This is a genomic window from Rhodococcus sp. LMD, assembly GCF_056108245.1.
The window spans coordinates 3,624,052-3,643,789 of the sequence record NZ_CM148557.1 but is presented as its reverse complement, the minus strand read 5'-3'; the positions used below and the strand labels follow the sequence as shown (position 1 = coordinate 3,643,789).

Annotated in this window: 2 protein-coding genes; both read left to right on the top strand. The window is 72.3% G+C overall.

The window, feature by feature from the left end; genetic code table 11:
- The first annotated feature begins 1 nt into the window (after position 1).
- A complete protein-coding gene (locus ACWPQI_RS16830) occupies positions 2 to 5,842 on the top strand; it encodes an amino acid adenylation domain-containing protein (protein WP_474738398.1) in 5,841 nt (1,946 codons plus the stop codon).
- Positions 5,843 to 6,068: 226 nt separating this feature from the next.
- A complete protein-coding gene (locus ACWPQI_RS16825) occupies positions 6,069 to 19,727 on the top strand; it encodes a non-ribosomal peptide synthetase (protein ID WP_304433755.1) in 13,659 nt (4,552 codons plus the stop codon).
- Positions 19,728 to 19,738: the final 11 nt, after the last annotated feature.

Below are 19,738 nucleotides of genomic sequence, written 5' to 3'. Positions count from 1 at the left end.
CATGCGCACGCGCACAACGGATCCGGAATTCGGAGGGGACAGCAAGGTGGTCTACCCAACCGTCCGTGGCAAGCTCCGCGCGTCCCGGCGCCGGACGCCCACGACGATGCTGCCGCACCTGCTGTCGGCCGCCGTCGAACGCGACCCCGCAGCGCCCGCCCTCACGGCGGAGGGACACACCCTCACCTACCGGGAGGCCGACGCCGAATCGTCGCGGCTCGCCCGCCTGCTCATTGCGCGGGGCATCGGCCCCGAGGACCGCGTCGCGGTGCTTCTCACCCGCTCGATCCGGTCCGTTCTCGCCGTCTGGGCGGTGGCCAAGGCGGGCGCCGCGTTCGTCCCGGTGGACCCGCTCTATCCAGCCGATCGGGTCCGGTACATGCTGTCGGACTCCGACGCCCGTCTCGCACTCACGGTGGTCGCACACCGGGGGGTCGTGCCCGAGGGGTTCGACACCCTCGTCCTGGACGAGCCCGATACCCGGAGGGAACTCGACGCCTGCCCGGCCGACCCGCTCACCTTCGTCGACCGCGTACGTCCACTGCGCCCCGACCATCCCGCATACGTCATCTACACCTCGGGCTCGACGGGACGGCCGAAAGGGGTGGTGGTCACCCAGGCCGGACTCGCGGACTTCTGTGCCGAGCAGGTCGAGCGCTACCGGCTCACCCCCGCCGCCCGGACCCTGCATTTCGCGTCCCCCAGCTTCGACGCATCGGTGCTCGAACTGTTGCTCGCCGTCGGATCCGGATCGACGATGGTCGTCGCTCCGCCGTCCGTGTACGGCGGCGACGACCTGGCCGAGCTGCTGCGGAGGGAACGGGTCACGCACGCGTTCGTGACGCCGGCCGCCCTCGCCTCGGTCGATCCCACGGGCCTGGACGACCTGGAGACGGTGGTGGTCGGCGGCGAGGCGTGCCCTCCGGACCTGGTGGCGCGCTGGGCGCCCGGCCGCCGGTTCCACAACGGGTACGGCCCCACCGAGACCACGATCATGACCAGCATCTCCGGGCCGCTCGCGCCCGGGGCACCCGTCACCATCGGCAGGCCCGTTCGCGGAGTCGCCGCCCGGATCCTCGACACCCGCCTGCGGCCCGTGCCGGCGGGCACGGCCGGCGAGCTGTACCTGACCGGATCCGGCCTCGCCCGCGGGTATCACGAGCGACCCGGACTGACGGCCACCCGTTTCGTCGCCGCCCCCGGCGGCGCCCGGCGGTACCGCACCGGCGACCTGGTACGGTCCCCGCGTTCGGCACGAGAGGGCATCACGTACCTGGGCCGCAACGACTTCCAGGTCAAGGTGCGTGGCTTCCGCATCGAGCTCGGGGAGATCGACGCGGCGTTCGCCGCGCATCCCACCGTCGACTTCGCCGCCACCGTCGGTTACCGGGGCGCGACGGGGGACACCCGTCTCGTCACGTACGTGCACGCCGCCGCCGGTTCCGCGATCGACGTCGCCGTGCTCACCGCGTTCGTCGCCGAGCGGCTGCCGGCCCACATGATCCCGTCGTCGGTGATCGCGTTGGAGACCATCCCGCTGACGCCCGTGGGCAAGCTCGACCGGGCGGCTCTGCCCGAGCCCGAGATCGCGTCGGCTCCGTACCGGGCGCCGGCCTCCGCCGCGGAGGTGGCCGTGGCGGAGGCGTTCGGCGACGTGCTCGGGGTGCAGCGGGTCTCGGTCCACGACGACTTCTTCGACCTGGGCGGCAACTCGCTGCTCGCCACGCGGGTGATCGGCCGGATCAGGGCAGCGCTCGGCGTCACCGTGTCGGCCGCCGACCTGTTCGACGCCACCACGGTCGAGGCGCTCGCAGCCCGGGTGGCGGCCGCGCCGACGGCCGCGCGCGGCCTGCTGCCGCGGCGCCCGCGCCCCGACCGGATCCCGCTCTCGCCCGCGCAACAGCGCATGTGGTTCCTCAACCGCCTCGACCCGGACTCGGCGGTGTTCAACATCCCGCTCGCCGTCCGGTTGTCCGGCAGGCTCGACGTCGACGCGATGCGGGCCGCCGTGCGGGACGTCGTCGCGCGACACGAGACGCTCCGGACGGTGTACCCCGAGGTCGACGGCGTCGGTGAGCAGCGCATCCTCGACGTCGGCGACGTCCCGCTCGACCTCGGGCCGGAGGACGCGACCGACTCCGACGCCCCGGCCCGGCTCGCGGCCTTCGCGGGAGGGCGGTTCGACGTCACCGGCGAGGTTCCCGTGCGAGTCCGGCTCTTCCGCCTCGCCGACCACGAGCACGTGCTCGCCGTGGTCCTCCACCACATCGCGGGCGACGGCTCGTCGCTGGGTCCGCTCGTCCGGGACCTCGTCACCGCCTACACCGCGCGCTCGACGGGCCGGGAACCGGCGTGGGAACCGCTGCCCGTCCAGTACGCCGACTACACCCTGTGGCAGCTCGACGCCCTCGGCGACGAGGACGATCCCCGGTCGGGCACGGCCCGGCAGCTGGCCTACTGGCGGCGCGCCCTCGACGGCATCCCCGAACACCTCGAGCTCGCCACCGACCGGCCCCGGCCTCCCGTCGTCGGTCATGCGGGGGACCGGGTCTCGGCGCACGTCGACGAGACCACCTACGACGCGATCAGCGCACTCGCCCGCGAGCGCGGCGTGACACCCTTCATGGTGCTGCACGCCGTCCTCGCGGTGCTGCTGGCGCGCGTGTCGAACACGCACGACGTCGTCGTCGGCACGCCCGTCGCGGGGCGCACGGCCCCCGAACTCGACGGGCTGATCGGCATGTTCGTCAACATGCTCGCCCTGCGGACCGACGTCGACGCCGCCGACTCGTTCGCGACACTGCTCGAGCAGGTCCGCGACACCGACCTGCACGCGTTCGCGCACGCCGACGTCCCCTTCGAACGCCTCGTGGAGGTGCTCGATCCGGTCCGGTCCACCGCACGCCACCCGATCTTCCAGGTCGGGTTCTCCTACCAGAACTTCGCCCGGGAAGCCCTCGAGCTGCCGGGCCTGCGGATCACTCCGGTCGAGAGCGATTCGTACGCAGCGCGTTTCGATCTGCACGTCACGGTGGTCGATCACGCCGTGGGCGGCGGCCCGGGCGGTTTCGACATCGAATTCGGTTACGCCACCGACCTGTTCGACGCACCGTCGGTCCGGCGTCTGCTCGCGCGGTATCTGCGGATACTCCGGGCGGTCGTCGACGACCCCGCTGCCGTCGTCGGCGACATCGACCTGCACGACTCTGCGGAACTGGCCGAGATGATGCGGGCATGGGAAGCCGAACAGGCCGACCTCTCCGCCGGCCGGACCCTCGTCGACCTGTTCGACGAGCAGGTCGCGGCCACCCCGGACGCCCCCGCCCTCGTGTTCCGCGGCGGCACCCTCACGTATCGGGACTTCGACGCGCGCGTCAACCGGCTCGCCCGTCACCTCGTGACCCAGGGTGTGGGGCCCGAATCCACAGTGGCTCTCTGTATCCGGCGTTCGGTCGACCTCGTGGTGGCGATGTACGCCGTCGCCAAGGCCGGCGGCGCCTACCTGCCGCTGGACCCCGACCACCCCGCGGCCCGCAACCGGTACGTCCTCGACGCGGCGGCCCCGCAGTGCGTGCTGTCGACCACCGCCGACCGGGTCGACGCCCTGGCGGGCCGGAGGGTGCTCGACGTCGACCGCCTCGACCTGGGCGACCTCGATCCCGCGCCGCTCGCCGACACCGACCGGCGTGCGCCGCTGCGCGCCGCGAACACGGCGTACGTCATCTACACCTCCGGATCGACCGGACGCCCGAAGGGCGTGGCCGTGCCGCACGAGGCGATCGTCAACCAGATCGCCTGGAAGCGGGCGCACTACGATCTCGGTCCCGACGACGCGGTCCTGCTCAAGACGGCCGCGACCTTCGACCTGTCGGTGTGGGAGTTCTGGTCCGCACTCACGTGCGGCGCCCGGCTGGTGATCGCCGCCCACGACGGGCACCGCGACCCGTCCTACCTCAACGACCTGATCCGCCGCGAGAAGGTCACGATCCTGCACGTGGTGCCGTCGATGCTCGAGGCGCTGCTCGAGGACTCGGCCGGCACGCTGCCCGGCACCCTGCGCCGCGTCCTCGCCATCGGCGAGGTACTGCCCGCCCCGACGGCGCGACGCACGCTCGGCGCCTCGAAGGCGGACCTGGTGAACCTGTACGGCCCGACGGAAGCCGCGGTCTCGGTGACCGCGCACGCGGTCACCGCCCCGACGCACACCTCCGTGCCCATCGGCGATCCCGTCCCCAACACCCAGACGTTCGTCCTCGACGAACGGATGCATCCCGTGCCGCCGGGCGTGGCCGGTGAGCTGTACCTCGCCGGCGTGCAGCTCGCCCGCGGATACCTGGGCCGTCCCGGCCTGACCGCCGAGCGGTTCGTCGCCAACCCCTTCGGTGCGCCCGGCACCCGCCTCTACCGCACCGGGGACGTGGTGCGCTGGCGCATCGACGGCGACGACCCCGGCCGCGGCACCCTGGAGTATCTCGAGCGCGCCGACTTCCAGGTCAAGGTGCACGGGTTCCGGATCGAGCTCGGCGAGATCGAGGCCGCGCTGCGCGCCCAGCCGTCGGTCCGCGACGCCGCGGTCGCCGTCCACGGCGGGGACCGGCTGGTGGCCTTCGTGGTTCCGGCCGCCGGGCGGATCGACGTGGCCCGCCTCCGCGCGGCGCTCGCCGAGACCCTGCCCTCCTACATGGTGCCCGCCGGCGTCGTCACCCTCGATGCGCTACCGCTGAACCCGCACGGCAAGCTCGACCGTGCGGCGCTCCCCGAGCCGGTGATCGCCCCGCGGCACCACCGCCCGCCGCGCACTCCGCTCGAGACGGAGGTCGCCGCCGCCTACCGCGAGGTTCTCGGGCCGGCGGGGGACGCCGGCGGGTTCCGAGTCGGTCTCGACGACGACTTCTTCGACCTCGGCGGCACGTCGCTGAGCGCGGTGCGGGTGATCGCCCGGCTGCGCGAACGCACGAACCTGCCGGTGTCGTTGCAGTGGATGTTCCTCACCCCGACCGTCGCAGCCCTCGCCGCCCGGATCGAGGGATCCGCCGGCGACCCGGGTGATCACACCGCCGGGTTCGACGCGGTGCTGACGTTGCGCCCGGGCGGTGCCGCCGAGCCGGTGTTCTGCATCCATCCGGTGATCGGTCTGTCGTGGAGCTTCGCGGGCCTGGCCCGCCACCTCGACCCCGAGCGGCCCCTCTACGGTCTGCAGTCGCCGGCCCTGAGCGACGACGAACCGCTGCCCGAGAGCATCGACGCGTGGGCCGCGGGGTACGTGGAGCGGATCCGGCGGATCCAGCCCGCCGGCCCCTATCATCTGGTCGGCTGGTCGCTCGGCGGCATCATCGCCCACGCCGCCGCGGTCCGGCTGCGGGCGGACGGCCACGAGGTCGCCACCCTCGCCCTGCTCGACGCGCACCCACCGGGTGCCCCCACCGAGACGGTCCCGTCCGCGGTCTCCGTCGCCGACCTGCTCGGCGCGATCGGAACCGACGTCGGGGCCGGCCTCGACCCGGCGCAGTTCACTCCCGAGCAGGCACTGGAACTGGTCGCCGACCTGCCGGCCCCGTTCGACGTGCTGACCCTGCCCCGCCTCGAGCGCATCTTCGAAGGCGTGCGCCGGTCCTACCGGCTGCTCGCGGAGCACCGGCCCGCCCGCTTCGACGGGGACCTGCTGTTCTTCGCCGCGGGCGAGGACGGAACCTCGGCTGCCCGCGCCCCGCAGTGGCGGACGCATGTCGCCGGCACGCTGGCGGTCGAATCGGTCCAGGCCACCCACTGGAAGATGACGTCGCAGGAGGCCCTCGCCCGGATCGGTCCCGTGCTCGACCGCTGGATCGGGGGTGCCCGCTGACCCGTACCGCTCGTCGTCCTCCCGGTGGACGCGGAGTGTGATCCGCGCCCGACCTCCCGGTTTCGACCGTAACGAAGCCCCGGACACCCCGATGGTCTAATGGGGCTGGCGCGTGCCGCCCTGCACTGTCGTGTGCAGGGGGCGACGGCCGGGACGAAGAGGGATACGCGAGGTGGATGATGCTGGGTGTGCACGCGCAGGACGACCGGCGACGGAGCACGCGGGGATGAGTGTCGACGGTTCGGGGGACCGACGGCCGGACGACTCACGAGGCCGCCGGCCGGCCCGGCAGCGACCCAGCCGCAGGCGCGGACCCCGCGCCGCCCTTCTGCCCCAGCTCCTGGCAGCAGCAGTCGAGCGTGATCCCGCCGCGGCCGCGGTGGTGTTCGAGGACCGCACCCTGAGCTACGGCGAGCTCGACTCGGCCTCCTCCCGCCTGGCGCGACTGCTCATCCGGCGCGGGATCGGACCGGAGGACGTGGTCGCCGTCGCGTCGACCCGGTCGATCGAGTCGGTGCTGTCGGTGTGGGCCGTCGCCAAGGCCGGCGCGGCGTTCGTGCCCGTCGATCCCAACTACCCGGAGGACCGGGTCCGGCACATGATCGACGACTCGGGAGCCCGCGCCGGACTGACCCTCACCGCCTCGGTACCGGACCTGCCCGGCTCGGTGCCCTGGATCGCCCTCGATTCCACCGAGACCCGCGCCGCCCTCGCCGAACAGTCCGCGGCACCCGTCGCGCTCGACGACCGGGTCCGGACGCTGCGGGCGGAGCACCCCGCGTACGTGATCTACACCTCCGGTTCCACGGGCCGGCCCAAGGGCGTGGTCGTCACCCACACCGGACTGGAGGGCTTCTGCGCCGAACAGGTCGAGCGCTACGCGCTGACCCCGGCCTCGCGCACCCTGCACTTCGCGTCCCCCAGCTTCGACGCGTCCGTCCTCGAGTTGCTGCTCGCCGTCGGTGCGGGCTCCACCATGGTCATCGCCCCACCGTCCGTGTACGGCGGCGAGGACCTCGCGGAGCTGCTGCGCAGCCGGCAGGTCACCCACGCCTTCGTCACGCCCGCGGCGCTGGCGTCCGTCGACCCGGCCGGGCTGGACACCCTCGCGATGGTGGTCGTGGGCGGCGAGGCGTGCCCGCCGGACCTGGTCGCGCGATGGGCACCCGGCCGCCGATTCTTCAACGGCTACGGACCCACCGAGACCACCATCATGACCAACATCTCGCACGCGCTGCAGCCCGGCGAGCAGGTCACGATCGGCCGGGCAATCCGCGGAATGACCGCGCACGTGCTGGACGAGCGACTCAACCCGGTCCCGGCCGGAGTCGTGGGGGAGCTGTATCTCGAAGGCCCCGGCCTCGCCCGCGGCTACCATCGACGCGCCGCGCTGACCGCCGAGCGGTTCGTCGCCGGAGTCGGCGGCACCCGCCTGTACCGGACCGGTGACCTCGTCCGATCGGGCGAGGCCGGGCTGATCTACATGGGGCGCAACGACTTCCAGGTCAAGATCCGCGGATTCCGGATCGAGCTCGGGGAGATCGACGCCGCGCTGGCCGCGCACCCCGATGCCGACTTCGCGGTGACGGTGGGACGGGAGGCCCCCTCCGGGGAGGCCCGGCTGGTGTCGTACGTCCATCCCGTCCCGGGTGCGGACGTCGACCCCGACGCCCTGACCGAGTTCGTCTCCCACCGGCTGCCGGCCCACATGGTGCCGGCCGTGATCGTGCCGCTCGACCGGATCCCGCTGACCCCGGTCGGCAAGCTCGACCGGTCGGCCCTGCCCGAACCGGAATTGCCCACGCACGAATACCGCGCACCCCGTTCCGCCACGGAACAGGCCGTGGCAGAGGTGTTCACCGAGCTGCTCGGCGCCGAACGAGCCGGCCTCGACGACGACTTCTTCGAACTCGGCGGCAACTCCCTCGTCGCCACCCGCGCGGCCGCCCGCCTCGGGGAACGCCTCGCCACCCGGGTCCCCGCGCGGCTGTTGTTCGAGGCGTCCACCGTCGAAGGCCTCGCCGCACTCGTCGAACCCTCCGTCGGGGCGGGCGCGCAGCAACCGCTCGTCGCCGGGCCGCGCCCCGATCCGATCCCGCTGTCGCTGGCTCAGCAGCGGATGTGGTTCCTCAACCGGTTCGATCCGGCGTCGGCCGCGAACAACATCCCCGTCGCGCTGCGCGTCCGCGGGGCACTCGACGTCGATGCCCTGCGGCGGGCCCTCGCCGACGTCGTGGCACGGCACGAGGTGCTGCGCACCGTCTATCCCGAGCACGACGGCATCGGATCGCAACTGATCCTGCCGCCGGAGGAGGCGGCGCACCCGCTCGACCCGGTGCCGACGGCGCCCGACGAGATCGCCGCAGCGGTCGCCCGGCTCGCGACGGCCGGCTTCGACGTCACGTCCGAGGTGCCGCTGCGGGTCGAACTACTGCGGTCGGCCGACGACGAGCACGTCCTCGTCGTGGTCGTCCACCACATCGCCGCCGACGGCGCCTCCATCGCCCCCTTCGTGCGGGACCTGGTCACCGCGTACGTCGCACGCAGCGGCGGGGCGGCCCCCGCGTGGGAACCGCTCGCGGTGCAGTACGCCGACTACGCCCTCTGGCAGCGCGCCGTGCTCGGTGACGAGTCCGACCCCGCATCACCGGCGGCGCGGGAGATCGAGTTCTGGCGGGGCGCCCTCGCCGACCTCCCCGACCGTCTCGACCTGCCGACCGACCGGCCTCGGCCGGTGGAGGCCTCGGGCCGCGGCGCCACCGTCGACTTCGAGGTCGACGCCGCCCTGCACGAGGCGGTCGAAGCCGCCGCCCAGGCGACCGGCACGTCCGCGTTCATGGTCGTCCACGCCGCGCTGGCGGTACTGCTGTCGCGCCTGTCGGGCACCGCGGACATCGCGATCGGCACACCCGTCGCCGGCCGCGGCGAGCGCGCACTCGACGATCTCGTCGGCATGTTCGTCAACACCCTCGTGCTGCGCACCCGGGTGGAGCCCGACGCCACGTTCGCCGAACTGCTCGGCCGGGTCAGGGACGTCGACCTCGCGGCATTCGACAACGCGGAGCTGCCGTTCGAGCGGCTCGTGGAGGTGCTCGATCCGGTGCGATCGGCCGGGCACCACCCGCTGTTCCAGGTGGCGCTGTTCTTCCAGAACCTCGACCGCGCCGAGGTGACCCTGCCGGACGTCGAGATCGAATCCGTCGACCTCGGTGGGGCCGTCGCCAAGTTCGATCTGCAGCTGACCGTCTCGCCCCGCGAGGAAGCCGGGAAGCCCGCCGGAATGTCGGCGCAGTTCACCTACGCGACCGACCTTTTCGACGAGTCCACGGTGCAGGGTTTCGCCGGGCGCCTGATCCGTCTGCTCGCAGCCCTCGCCGCGGGCACCGACCGCGTGGTGGGCGACCTCGACCTCCTCGACACCGCCGAGCACCGCGCCCTCGCCGCGGGCAACGACCGTGCCGTGCATCCGGTCCGGGCGGCCGGGTTGCTGGCCGCGTACCGGGACGCCGCTGCCCGTCGCCCGGACGCGGCGGCCGTCGTCTTCGGCGACGAGACGCTCACCTACGCACAGTTCGACGCGCGCGTCAACCGGCTCGCCCGGTATCTCGTCGGTCTCGGTGTCGGACCCGAAACCCTTGTGGCACTGGCTATCCGGCGTTCAATCGACCTCCCGGTCGCGATCTACGCGGTCGTCGCGGCGGGCGGCGCCTACGTCCCGCTCGATCCCGACCACCCGGCCGACCGCATCGGGCACATCCTGTCCACTGCGCAACCGGTGTGCGTCCTGAGCACCCGCGCGGACGCGGCGGACCTGCCCGGCACGGTCGCCCCCGTCCTGGTCGACGACCTCGACCTGCGGGGCTACGCGCCCGACCCGATCCGGGACGACGAGCTGGCCGGCCCGATCCGTCCCGGCACCCCCGCCTACGTGATCTTCACGTCCGGCTCCACGGGACGCCCCAAGGGTGTGTGCGTCTCACACGAGGCCATCGTCAACCAGCTCGAGTGGATGGCCCACGAGTACGAGATCGCCGCCGGCGACGTCTATCTGCAGAAGACCGCCACCACCTTCGACGTGTCGCTGTGGGGCTGGTTCCTGCCCCTGCGCGCCGGCGCCGCCCTCGTCGTCGCCACCCACGACGGTCACCGCGACCCCGTGTACGTCGCCGAGACGATCGCGCGGCACGGAGTGACGCTGACGGACTTCGTGCCGTCGATGCTGAGCGTGTTCGCCGCGCATGCGCCAGCCGGTACCTGCTCGACGCTGCGGCACGTGTTCGTGATCGGCGAAGCCCTCCCGCCCGAGACCGTCGACGCCTTCCGTCGCGTCTGCGCTGCCGCGGTGCACAATCTGTACGGCCCCACCGAGGCCGCGGTCTCGGTGACGTACTGGCCCGCCGGCGACGAGCAGCAGAGCGTGCCCATCGGCGTGCCCGAGTGGAACGTGCGCGTCTACGTCCTCGACGGCCGGCTGCATCCGGTGCCGGTCGGTGTGCCCGGCGAGCTGTACCTCGCCGGAGTGCAACTCGCGCGCGGCTACGTGGGCCGGCCGGACCTCACCGCGGATCGCTTCGTCGCCGACCCGCTCGGTGCCCCCGGCGCTCGCATGTACCGCACCGGTGACCTCGTCCGGTGGCGCCGCACCGCGAGCGGTGAGCAGGTTCTCGACTACATCGGTCGTACCGATTTCCAGGTCAAGTTCCGTGGTCAGCGGATCGAGCTGGGGGAGATCGAGTCGGCGTTGCTCGCCCAGCCCACGGTCGGCCAGGCGGTCGCACTCGTCGTCCCCACCGTCACCGGTGAGCAGTTGGTCGGGTATGTGGTCCCCGCGCCGGGTGCGACGGTCGAGACCGCACAGCTGCTCGGCGCAGTCGCCGAGACCCTCCCCGCGTACATGGTGCCCTCGGCGCTTGTCGTGCTGGATGCCTTCCCCCTCAACGCGAGCGGCAAGCTGGATCGTAAGGCGTTGCCGGAGCCGGTGTTCGAGACCCGTGGCTTCCGCGGTCCGCGCACACCCGTCGAGGAGATCGTCGCGGGCGTCTTCGCCGACGTGCTCGGCCTCGACCGCGTCGGGTTGGACGACGACTTCTTCGCGCTGGGTGGCAACTCGCTCGTCGCGACCCAGGTCGCGGCGCGGCTCGGTGCGGCACTCGACACCAAGGTGGCGGTCCGCGTGCTGTTCGAGACCCCCGGGGTGGAGGCGCTCGCGACCCGGCTCGAATCCGAGTTCGGCCGGACCCGACGCGTCGCCCTGCGCGCGCGGCCGCGGCCGGAGATCATCCCGCTGTCCCTCGCCCAGCAGCGCATGTGGTTCCTCAACCGCTTCGACCCCGATTCCGCGGTGAACAACCTTCCGCTGGCCATCCGGCTCCGGGGGAACCTCGACGTCGAGGCGTTGCGGGCGGCGATCGACGACGTGGTGTTCCGGCACGAATCGCTGCGCACGGTGTATCCGGAGGTCGACGGGGTACCGCGCCAGGTCGTACTGCCCACGGCGGATCCGGCCGCCGGACTGGAGCCGGAGCCGGTGAGCGAGACCGGCCTCGCTGCCGCGGTCGCCGCCGAGATCGGTGCCGGGTTCGACGTGACGACCGGGGTCCCGTTGCGCCTGAAGCTGTTCCGGCTGTCCAGTCGGGAACATGTGCTCGTCGTCGTGCTGCATCACATCAGCGGTGACGGATTCTCGATGGGGCCGCTGACGCGCGACGTGATGCTCGCGTATGCCGCCCGGGCCGCCGGCCGGGAACCCGACTGGGCGCCGCCGGCGATCCAGTACGCGGACTACGCGCTGTGGCAGCGGGAGGTTCTCGGCGCCGAGGACGATCCCCGCTCGGTGCTCGCGCAGCAACTCGGCTACTGGCGCGGAACGCTGTCGGGCATCCCGGACCAGCTGGACCTGCCCACGGACCGGCCCCGCCCGCCCGTCGCGTCGAATCGAGGTGCCCTGACCGGCTTCTCCATCGACGCCGGCACGCACGCGGCGCTGGCGGCGCTCGCCCGGGCGCACGGCGTCACGCTGTTCATGGTGGTCCACGCGGCGCTGGCCACCGTGCTCGCGCGGCTGTCCGGCACCGAGGACATCGTGATCGGTACGCCCGTCGCCGGGCGGGGCGAGGCCGAACTGGACGACGTCATCGGCATGTTCGTCAACACCCTGGTGCTGCGCACGCCGGTCGGGCCCGGCGACACGTTCGCCGCGCTGCTCGGGCGCGTCCGTGAGACCGACCTGGAGGCATTCGGGCATGCCGACGTGCCGTTCGAGCGCATCGTCGAGGTCCTCGATCCGGAGCGGTCCCAGGCGCGGCACCCGCTGTTCCAGATCGCGCTCAGCTTCCAGAACCTGGCGCGCACCCGCCTCGAACTGCCGGGACTGACCGTCGAACCGGTCGACTTCGACGTCGATCAGGCGAAGTTCGATCTGCAGGTGACCGTCTCGGACGTGGTCACCGAGGACGGCGAGCCGGACGGGCTGTCCGTGGCGTTGACCTATGCGACCGATCTGTTCGACGTCGGCACCATGGAGTCCTTCGCCCAGCGGTTCACCCGCGTCCTCACGGCGGTAGCCGCCGACCCGGCCACCGTGGTCGGGGACATCCCGCTCCTGCCGGACGAGGAACGCGCCACCGTGCTCGAGGCATGGAATTCGCCGGGCACTCGAGCCGCCGACGGGACTCTCGTCGGCCGGTTCCAGGCGCAGGCCCACCGGACCCCCGACGCGGTCGCCGTCACCGCCGGTGACCGCAACCTGACCTACGGGGAGCTGGCGTCGCGCGTGAACCGCCTCGCCCGCACCCTGATCGACCGGGGGGTACGACCGGACACCCTCGTGGCCGTGGCGCTCCCACGCACCGAGGAACTCGTCGTCGGGCTCCTCGCCGTGCTGCAGGCCGGCGGCGCCTACCTGCCGCTGGACCTGACGTATCCGGCCGACCGCCTCGAGTTCATGCTCCGCGACGCCGCCCCCGTCTGCGTGCTCGTCTCGGGCACCGACCGGGAAGCATTGCCCGACAGTGCTGTCGAGGCGATCGACGTGTCGGCTCTCGAGTTGTCCGCGATCTCGGACGCGCCGGTCGGCGACGACGAACGACAGGCCCCGCTACGCGGCGACAACCTCGCGTACGTCATCTACACGTCCGGTTCCACCGGCCGCCCCAAGGGCGTGCAGGTGCCGCACCGGACGGTACTGGAACTGTTCGAGAACACCTGGCCCGCATTCGAGTTCGGCGAGCACGACGTGTGGACCATGTTCCACTCCTACGCGTTCGACTTCTCCGTGTGGGAGTTGTGGGGACCGCTGCTCCACGGCGGCCGGCTCGTCGTCGTCGATCACTACACCTCGCGCTCGCCCGAGGACTTCCGCGCCCTGCTGGCCCGGGAGCAGGTGACCGTGCTCAACCAGACACCGTCGGCGTTCTACCAGCTCGCCGAGGCGGACCGCGCGGCGGCGGAAGGCGGCGGGGAGTCCGGCCTCCCGGCGCTGCGGTACGTGATCTTCGGCGGTGAGGCACTCGATCTGCGGCAGCTCGCCGGCTGGTACACCCGGCACGCCGAGGATGCGCCGCGGTTGGTCAACATGTACGGCATCACCGAGACCACCGTGCACGTCTCGCACCTCCCGCTCTCCGCGGCCGACACGACACTCGCCGCGAGCGTGATCGGCCGCGGCATCCCGGGCCTGGGCATCTATGTCCTCGACGCGCGCCTGCAGCCCGTCCCGGTCGGCGTGCCGGGGGAGATGTACGTGCGCGGGGCGCAGCTCACGCGCGGGTACCTGGGACGCGCCGACCTCACCTCCGGCCGATTCGTCGCCGATCCGTTCGGCGCTCCCGGCACCCGCATGTACCGGACCGGTGACATCGCCCGCTGGAACGCGCACGGCATGCTCGAGTACGCCGGGCGCAGCGACTCGCAAGTCCAGCTGCGCGGATTCCGCATCGAACTCGGGGAGATCGAGGCTGCTCTCACCGGGGTCGACGGTGTGGCACAGGCCGTCGCGGTCGTACGCACCGACGAGCGCACCGGCGACCGTCTCGTCGGCTACGTGGTGCCGCGCGCGGGCCGGGACCTCGATCCTGCGGCGGTGCTGGACTCGGTGGCCCGGTTCCTCACCGGCTACATGGTTCCCGACGCGATCGTGATGCTCGAGGCGTTGCCGCTCACCGCCAACGGCAAGCTCGATCGCAAAGCCCTTCCCGCTCCGGTATTCAAGGGTGACAAGAAGTTCCGTGCCCCTGGCACGGCCGCCGAGATCGCGATCGCGGAGGTCTTCGCGGAGGTCCTGGGAGTGGAACGGATCGGCGCCGACGATTCGTTCTTCGCGCTCGGAGGCGACAGCATCGTCTCGATCCAGCTGGTGTCGCGGGCGAAGGCCCGCGGTGTGGTCTTCACCCCCCGCGACGTGTTCGAACGCAAGACCGTGGCCGGGCTCGCCGAGGTCGCGCGCGTCGGTGCGGAGGCGGCGGCCCCCGCGCTGGCCGAGCTTCCCGGCGGCGGCGTCGGCGACATCCCGTTGACGCCGATCGTCCGGTACATGGTCGAACGCGGCGGCCGATTCGATCGTTACACCCAGACGCTCGCGCTGGAACTGCCGGCCGGCATCGACCGCGACGGCGTCGTGGGAACCCTCACGGCCGTCCTCGACCGTCACGACATGCTCCGGGCCCGATTGCGCCGCAACGACTCCGGTGACTGGGAGCTGTCGACCACGCCGCCGGGCAGCGTCGACGTCGATGCGCTCGTCACCCGCGTCGAGGTCGCGGCCGGGACGGACGAACAAGCGCTCGCCGACCTCGCCGCGCGGGCACTCGACGAGGCCGAGTCGCGCCTGCGACCGGCCGAGGGCGTCGTGCTGCAGTTCGTGTGGCTCGACCCGGGCGCGGCGCGCACCGGACGGCTCGTCGTCGTCGCGCACCACCTCGTCGTCGACGGCGTCTCCTGGCGCATCCTGGTCCCGGATCTCGTCACGGCGTGGGCGCAGCTGTCGAACGGTGGGCGGCCCGAGCTCCAGCCGGTCGGCACGTCGTTCCGGCGCTGGGCGCACGCCCTCGCCGAGACCGCGGTCCCGGCCCGTTCGGCCGAGCTCGGGCTGTGGCGCTCGATCGTCGAGGGCCCCGATCCGCTGCTCGGCGCGCGCCCGTTCGATCCAGCGGTCGACCTCGCCTCCACGGTGGACAAGGTGCGGATCCAGGTCGATCCCGCGACGACCGACGCGTTGCTGACGACGTTGCCCGCACGGTTCCACGGCGGCGTCAACGACGCCCTGCTCGCCGCGCTGGCGCTCGCCGTCGCCCGCTGGCGCCGCGACCGGGGCGTCGACGAGCCGTCCGCGCTGGTCCGGCTCGAGGGGCACGGTCGCGAGGAGGAGGTCGTCCCCGGCGCGGACCTCGGCCGCACCGTCGGCTGGTTCACCACCATGTACCCGGTCCGGCTCGATCTGTCCGGTGTGGATCTCGACGACGCGTTCGCCGGGGGCCGCGCCGCGGGCACCGCGATCAAGGCCGTCAAGGAGAACCTGCGCGCCGTACCGGACAAGGGCATCGGCTACGGGTTGCTGCGCTACCTCGACCCTGCCGCCGGAGCCGTGCTCGGGTCGCTGCCCGCCGGGCAGATCAGCTTCAACTATCTCGGCCGGATCGACGCCGGCGAGATCCCCGAAGGTGCTGCGGGGCTCGGCTGGCTGCCGGCCGGCGACCTCGGCGACCTGTCGGGCCGCGACGATGCCGACGCCCCCGCGATGGCCACGATCGACATCAACGCGGTCGTGATCGGCGGCCGGCTCGGAGCGAACATCGGGTATGCGAGTGGCCTCCTCGGCCGCGACGACGTCGAGAAGCTCGCCCAGTTGTGGGTGCGCGCCCTCGAAGCGCTCGCCGCACATGCTGCCCGACCCGATTCGGGCGGCCTGACCCCGTCCGACGTCCCTCTCGTGCATGTGGGCCAGAGCGACCTGGACACCTGGGAGACGCGGTACCCCACCCTGGTCGACGCGTGGCCGCTCGCCCCGCTGCAGTCCGGCCTGCTCTTCCACGCGATGCTCGCCGACGGCCGAGCCGACGTCTACACCACCCAGGTGTTGCTCCACCTCACGGGCCGGGTCGATGTGGCCCGGTTGCGCCGGGCGGCGGAGGCGCTGCTCGAGCGCCATCCCAATCTGCGCACGGCGTTCGTCGCCGGCGAGTCCGGAGAACCGGTACAGCTGGTGCTCGACGACGTCGCCCTGCCGTGGCGCGAGGTCGACTCGCTCGGGGCGGACGGCTCCGAACTGGAGTCGACGGTGCGTGCGGACCAGGACGTCCCGTTCGACATGGCCGCCCCGCCGCTGATCCGCTTCCTCGTGGTGCGGACCGCCCCGGACGCGTGGACGCTGGCCGTCAGCAGCCACCACATCCTGCTCGACGGGTGGTCGATGCCGCTGCTGCTCAAGGACCTGCTCACCCTGTATGCCACCGACGCCGACGCGACGATCCTGCCGCGGGTACCTGCGTATCGCAGCTATCTCGAGTGGTTGGCCACGCGCGACCACGTCCGGTCCCGTCAAGCCTGGGCGGACGCACTGGCGGGCCTCGAGGAGCCGGCCATGCTCGCCGAGGTGCTCGGTGACGGCGAGACGGGAGCCGCGGGCGGCGCGGAGCACCGCGTGGCAGTCGACGCCGACACCACCGCTGCACTGACCGAGTACGCGAGCCGGATCGGCGTCACCGTCAACACCGTCCTCCAGGCGGCCTGGGCCGTGCTGTTGGCGCGGTCGACCGGCCGCGACGACGTGGTGTTCGGAACCACCGTCTCCGGCCGGCCCGCCGGACTCGACGGTGTCGAATCGATGGTCGGGTTGTTCATCAACACGATTCCGGTGCGCGTCCGCCTCGACCCGGACACCACGGTCGACGCGTCGCTGCGTGCCCTGCAGGCAGAGCAGGCGGACCTGCTCGACCACCACCACATCGGGCTCGCGGAGATCCAGCAGCTCGCCGGGACCGGCGCGCTGTTCGACACCCTGCTGGTGTACGAGTCGTACCCGATCGACCGGAGCGGCCTCGAGCAGGCGAGCTCGATCGACGGCATGATCGTCGCCGGCGTGAACACTCGCGATGCGACCCACTATCCGCTCACGGTGGTGGCCACGGTCGAAGAGTCGCTGACCTTCGGGTTCAAGTACCGCAGGGACGTCTTCACGGCGTCCACCGTGCAGGTCCTCGCGCAGCGCTACCTCCGGGTGCTCGGCGGCTTCGTCGCCGGAACTGCCGGGACGACAGGACAGCTCGAGATCCTCGGCGACGCCGAGCGGGACGATCTCGTCCGGCGGACCGGAGGCCCGGCGGAACCTGCCGTGCCGTTGGCCGACCTGCTGTCCGCCGCCGCCCGCGACCCGCAGTCGCCCGCCCTGTCGTACGACGGTCGCGAACTGACCTATGCCGAGCTCGACGCCCGCTCGTCGAGGCTCGCGCGTCTGCTCATCGCGCGCGGCGTCGGACCCGAGGACGTCGTGGCCGTGGGACTGACCCGCTCCTTCGAGTCCGTCGTCTCGGTGTGGGCGGTCGCCAAGACCGGCGCAGCGTACGTTCCCGTCGATCCCAACTACCCCGCAGACCGGGTCCTGCACATGGTCACCGACTCCGGGGCGCGGACCGGCCTGACCGTGGCGGCCGAACGCACTGTCCTGCCCGACACGATCCCGTGGGTGGTGCTCGACGACGATGGGATCGAGTCCGAACTCGACGCGCTGTCGACTGCGCCGGTGACCGACCGCGACCGGCTGCGTCCGCTGCGCGTGGACAATCCCGCCTACGTCATCTACACCTCCGGTTCCACCGGGCTGCCGAAGGGCGTCGTCGTCACCCACACCGGGCTGGCGAACTTCGCCGCAGAACAGCACGAGCGTTACGCCCTCGGCCCGGCGACCCGGGCGCTGCACTTCGCGTCGCCGAGCTTCGACGCGTCGGTGCTCGAACTGCTGCTCGCGGTCGAGCCCGGGGCCACGCTGGTGATCGCGCCGCCCACCGTCTACGGCGGCGCAGACCTGGCGGACCTGCTGCGCCGCGAACGCGTCACCCATGCGTTCGTGACTCCGGCGGCTCTCGCGTCGGTCGACCCCGCGGGTCTCGACGACCTGCGGACCGTCGTGGTCGGCGGCGAGGCCTGCCCACCCGAGCTCGTCGCGCGATGGGCGCCGGGCCGGGCGTTCCACAACGGGTACGGGCCCACCGAGACCACCATCATGACCAACATCAGCGATCCGCTCACCCCCGGCGGTCCGATCACCATCGGCGGGCCGCTCCGGGGCACACGCTCGCTCGTCCTCGACGGCCGGCTCCGTCCCGTGCCGGTCGGGGTGGCGGGTGAGCTGTACCTGTCCGGCGTCCAGTTGGCCCGGGGTTACCACGCCCGGGCATCGCTGACCGCCGCCCGGTTCGTCGCCGACCCGTACGGCACCGGCAACCGTCTCTACCGCACGGGCGATGTCGTGCGATGGACCGAGTCCGGTGAGATCGAGTACGTGGGCCGGTCGGACTTCCAGGTGAAGATCCGCGGCTTCCGGATCGAACTCGGGGAGATCGACGCCGTGCTCCGTCGAGATCCGTCGGTCGACTTCGCCGTCACCGTCGGCCGGACGTCCGAGGCGGGGGTCGTGAGGTTGGTCTCCTACGTGACCGCGCGGCCGTCGGCGACCGTCGACACCGCCGCGTTGCTGGCCTCGGCGGCGAGGGCGCTGCCGGGGCACATGGTGCCGTCGTCGATCGTCGTCCTCGACGACGTGCCTCTCACCCCGGTGGGCAAGCTCGACCGTGAGGCGCTGCCGGAACCGGACACCGCCACCCGCCCGTACCGCGCCCCGGAGACCGAGGTGCAGCGGGTCGTCGCGGACATGTTCGCCGAAGTGCTCGGGCTCGACCGGGTCGGCCTCGACGACGACTTCTTCGAACTCGGGGGCAATTCCCTGGTGGCGACCCAGGTCGTCGCGCGCCTGCGGGATGTCCTCGGGGTGCAGGTGCGGGTGCCGTGGCTGCTCGCGGCACCGACGGTGGCGGCGTTCGCCGCACGTCTCGGAGGCGGCGTCGGAGAGGACGCGGCGCTCGCCGTCGTACTACCGCTGCGCGCCGGTGAGCCCGACGTGACGCCGCTGTTCTGCATCCATCCGATGATCGGCCTGGCGTGGCCCTATGCGGCCCTTGCCGCGCGGCTCGCTCCCGGCCGCCCGGTCTTCGGGCTGCAGACGCCGGCGCTCACGGACCCGGGATTCGTGCCGACGTCGATCGAGGCGCTCGCGCGGCGATATGCCGACGAGATCGTGCGGGTCCGACCCGGCGGCCCCTACCGGCTGGCAGGCTGGTCGCTCGGGGGTGTGCTCGCCCACGCGGTGGCGGTGGAGTTGCAGGCCCGAGGCCTGCGAGTCGAACACCTCGCGATGCTCGACTGCATTCCGCGGATCGACACGGACCGCTTCGGCACGGAATTCGCCGAGAATCTCCGCAGCCTCGGAGTGGACGTGGATCCGGAGGCGCTCCGCGACGGTCTGCCGCCGGAGGCGGCGAGCGCCGTGGCTGCCGCGGTGCCCGCCGAACTGATCGACCTCGACGCGCAGCGAGTACAGCGCATCTTCGCTACCGCGGTGCTCTCCCCGGAGTTGATCAACCGGCACGAGCCGGGACTGTTCGCCGGCGACGTCGCCTTCTTCAGTGCGCGTGACGAACACCCGAGCGAAGCGGATGCGGCGAACCTGTGGGCCCCGCACGTGACCGGCCGGGTCCGGAACCGGTTCGTACCGGGGGCGCACGGCGCGATGATGGATCCCCCCGCACTCGACGTGATCGTGCCGGAGTTGGATCGTGACTCGATCGATGTGACGGATGTGATCGGTGAGGTTTATGACCCGCCGTCCGCAAGGTAACGTTCGTCCGC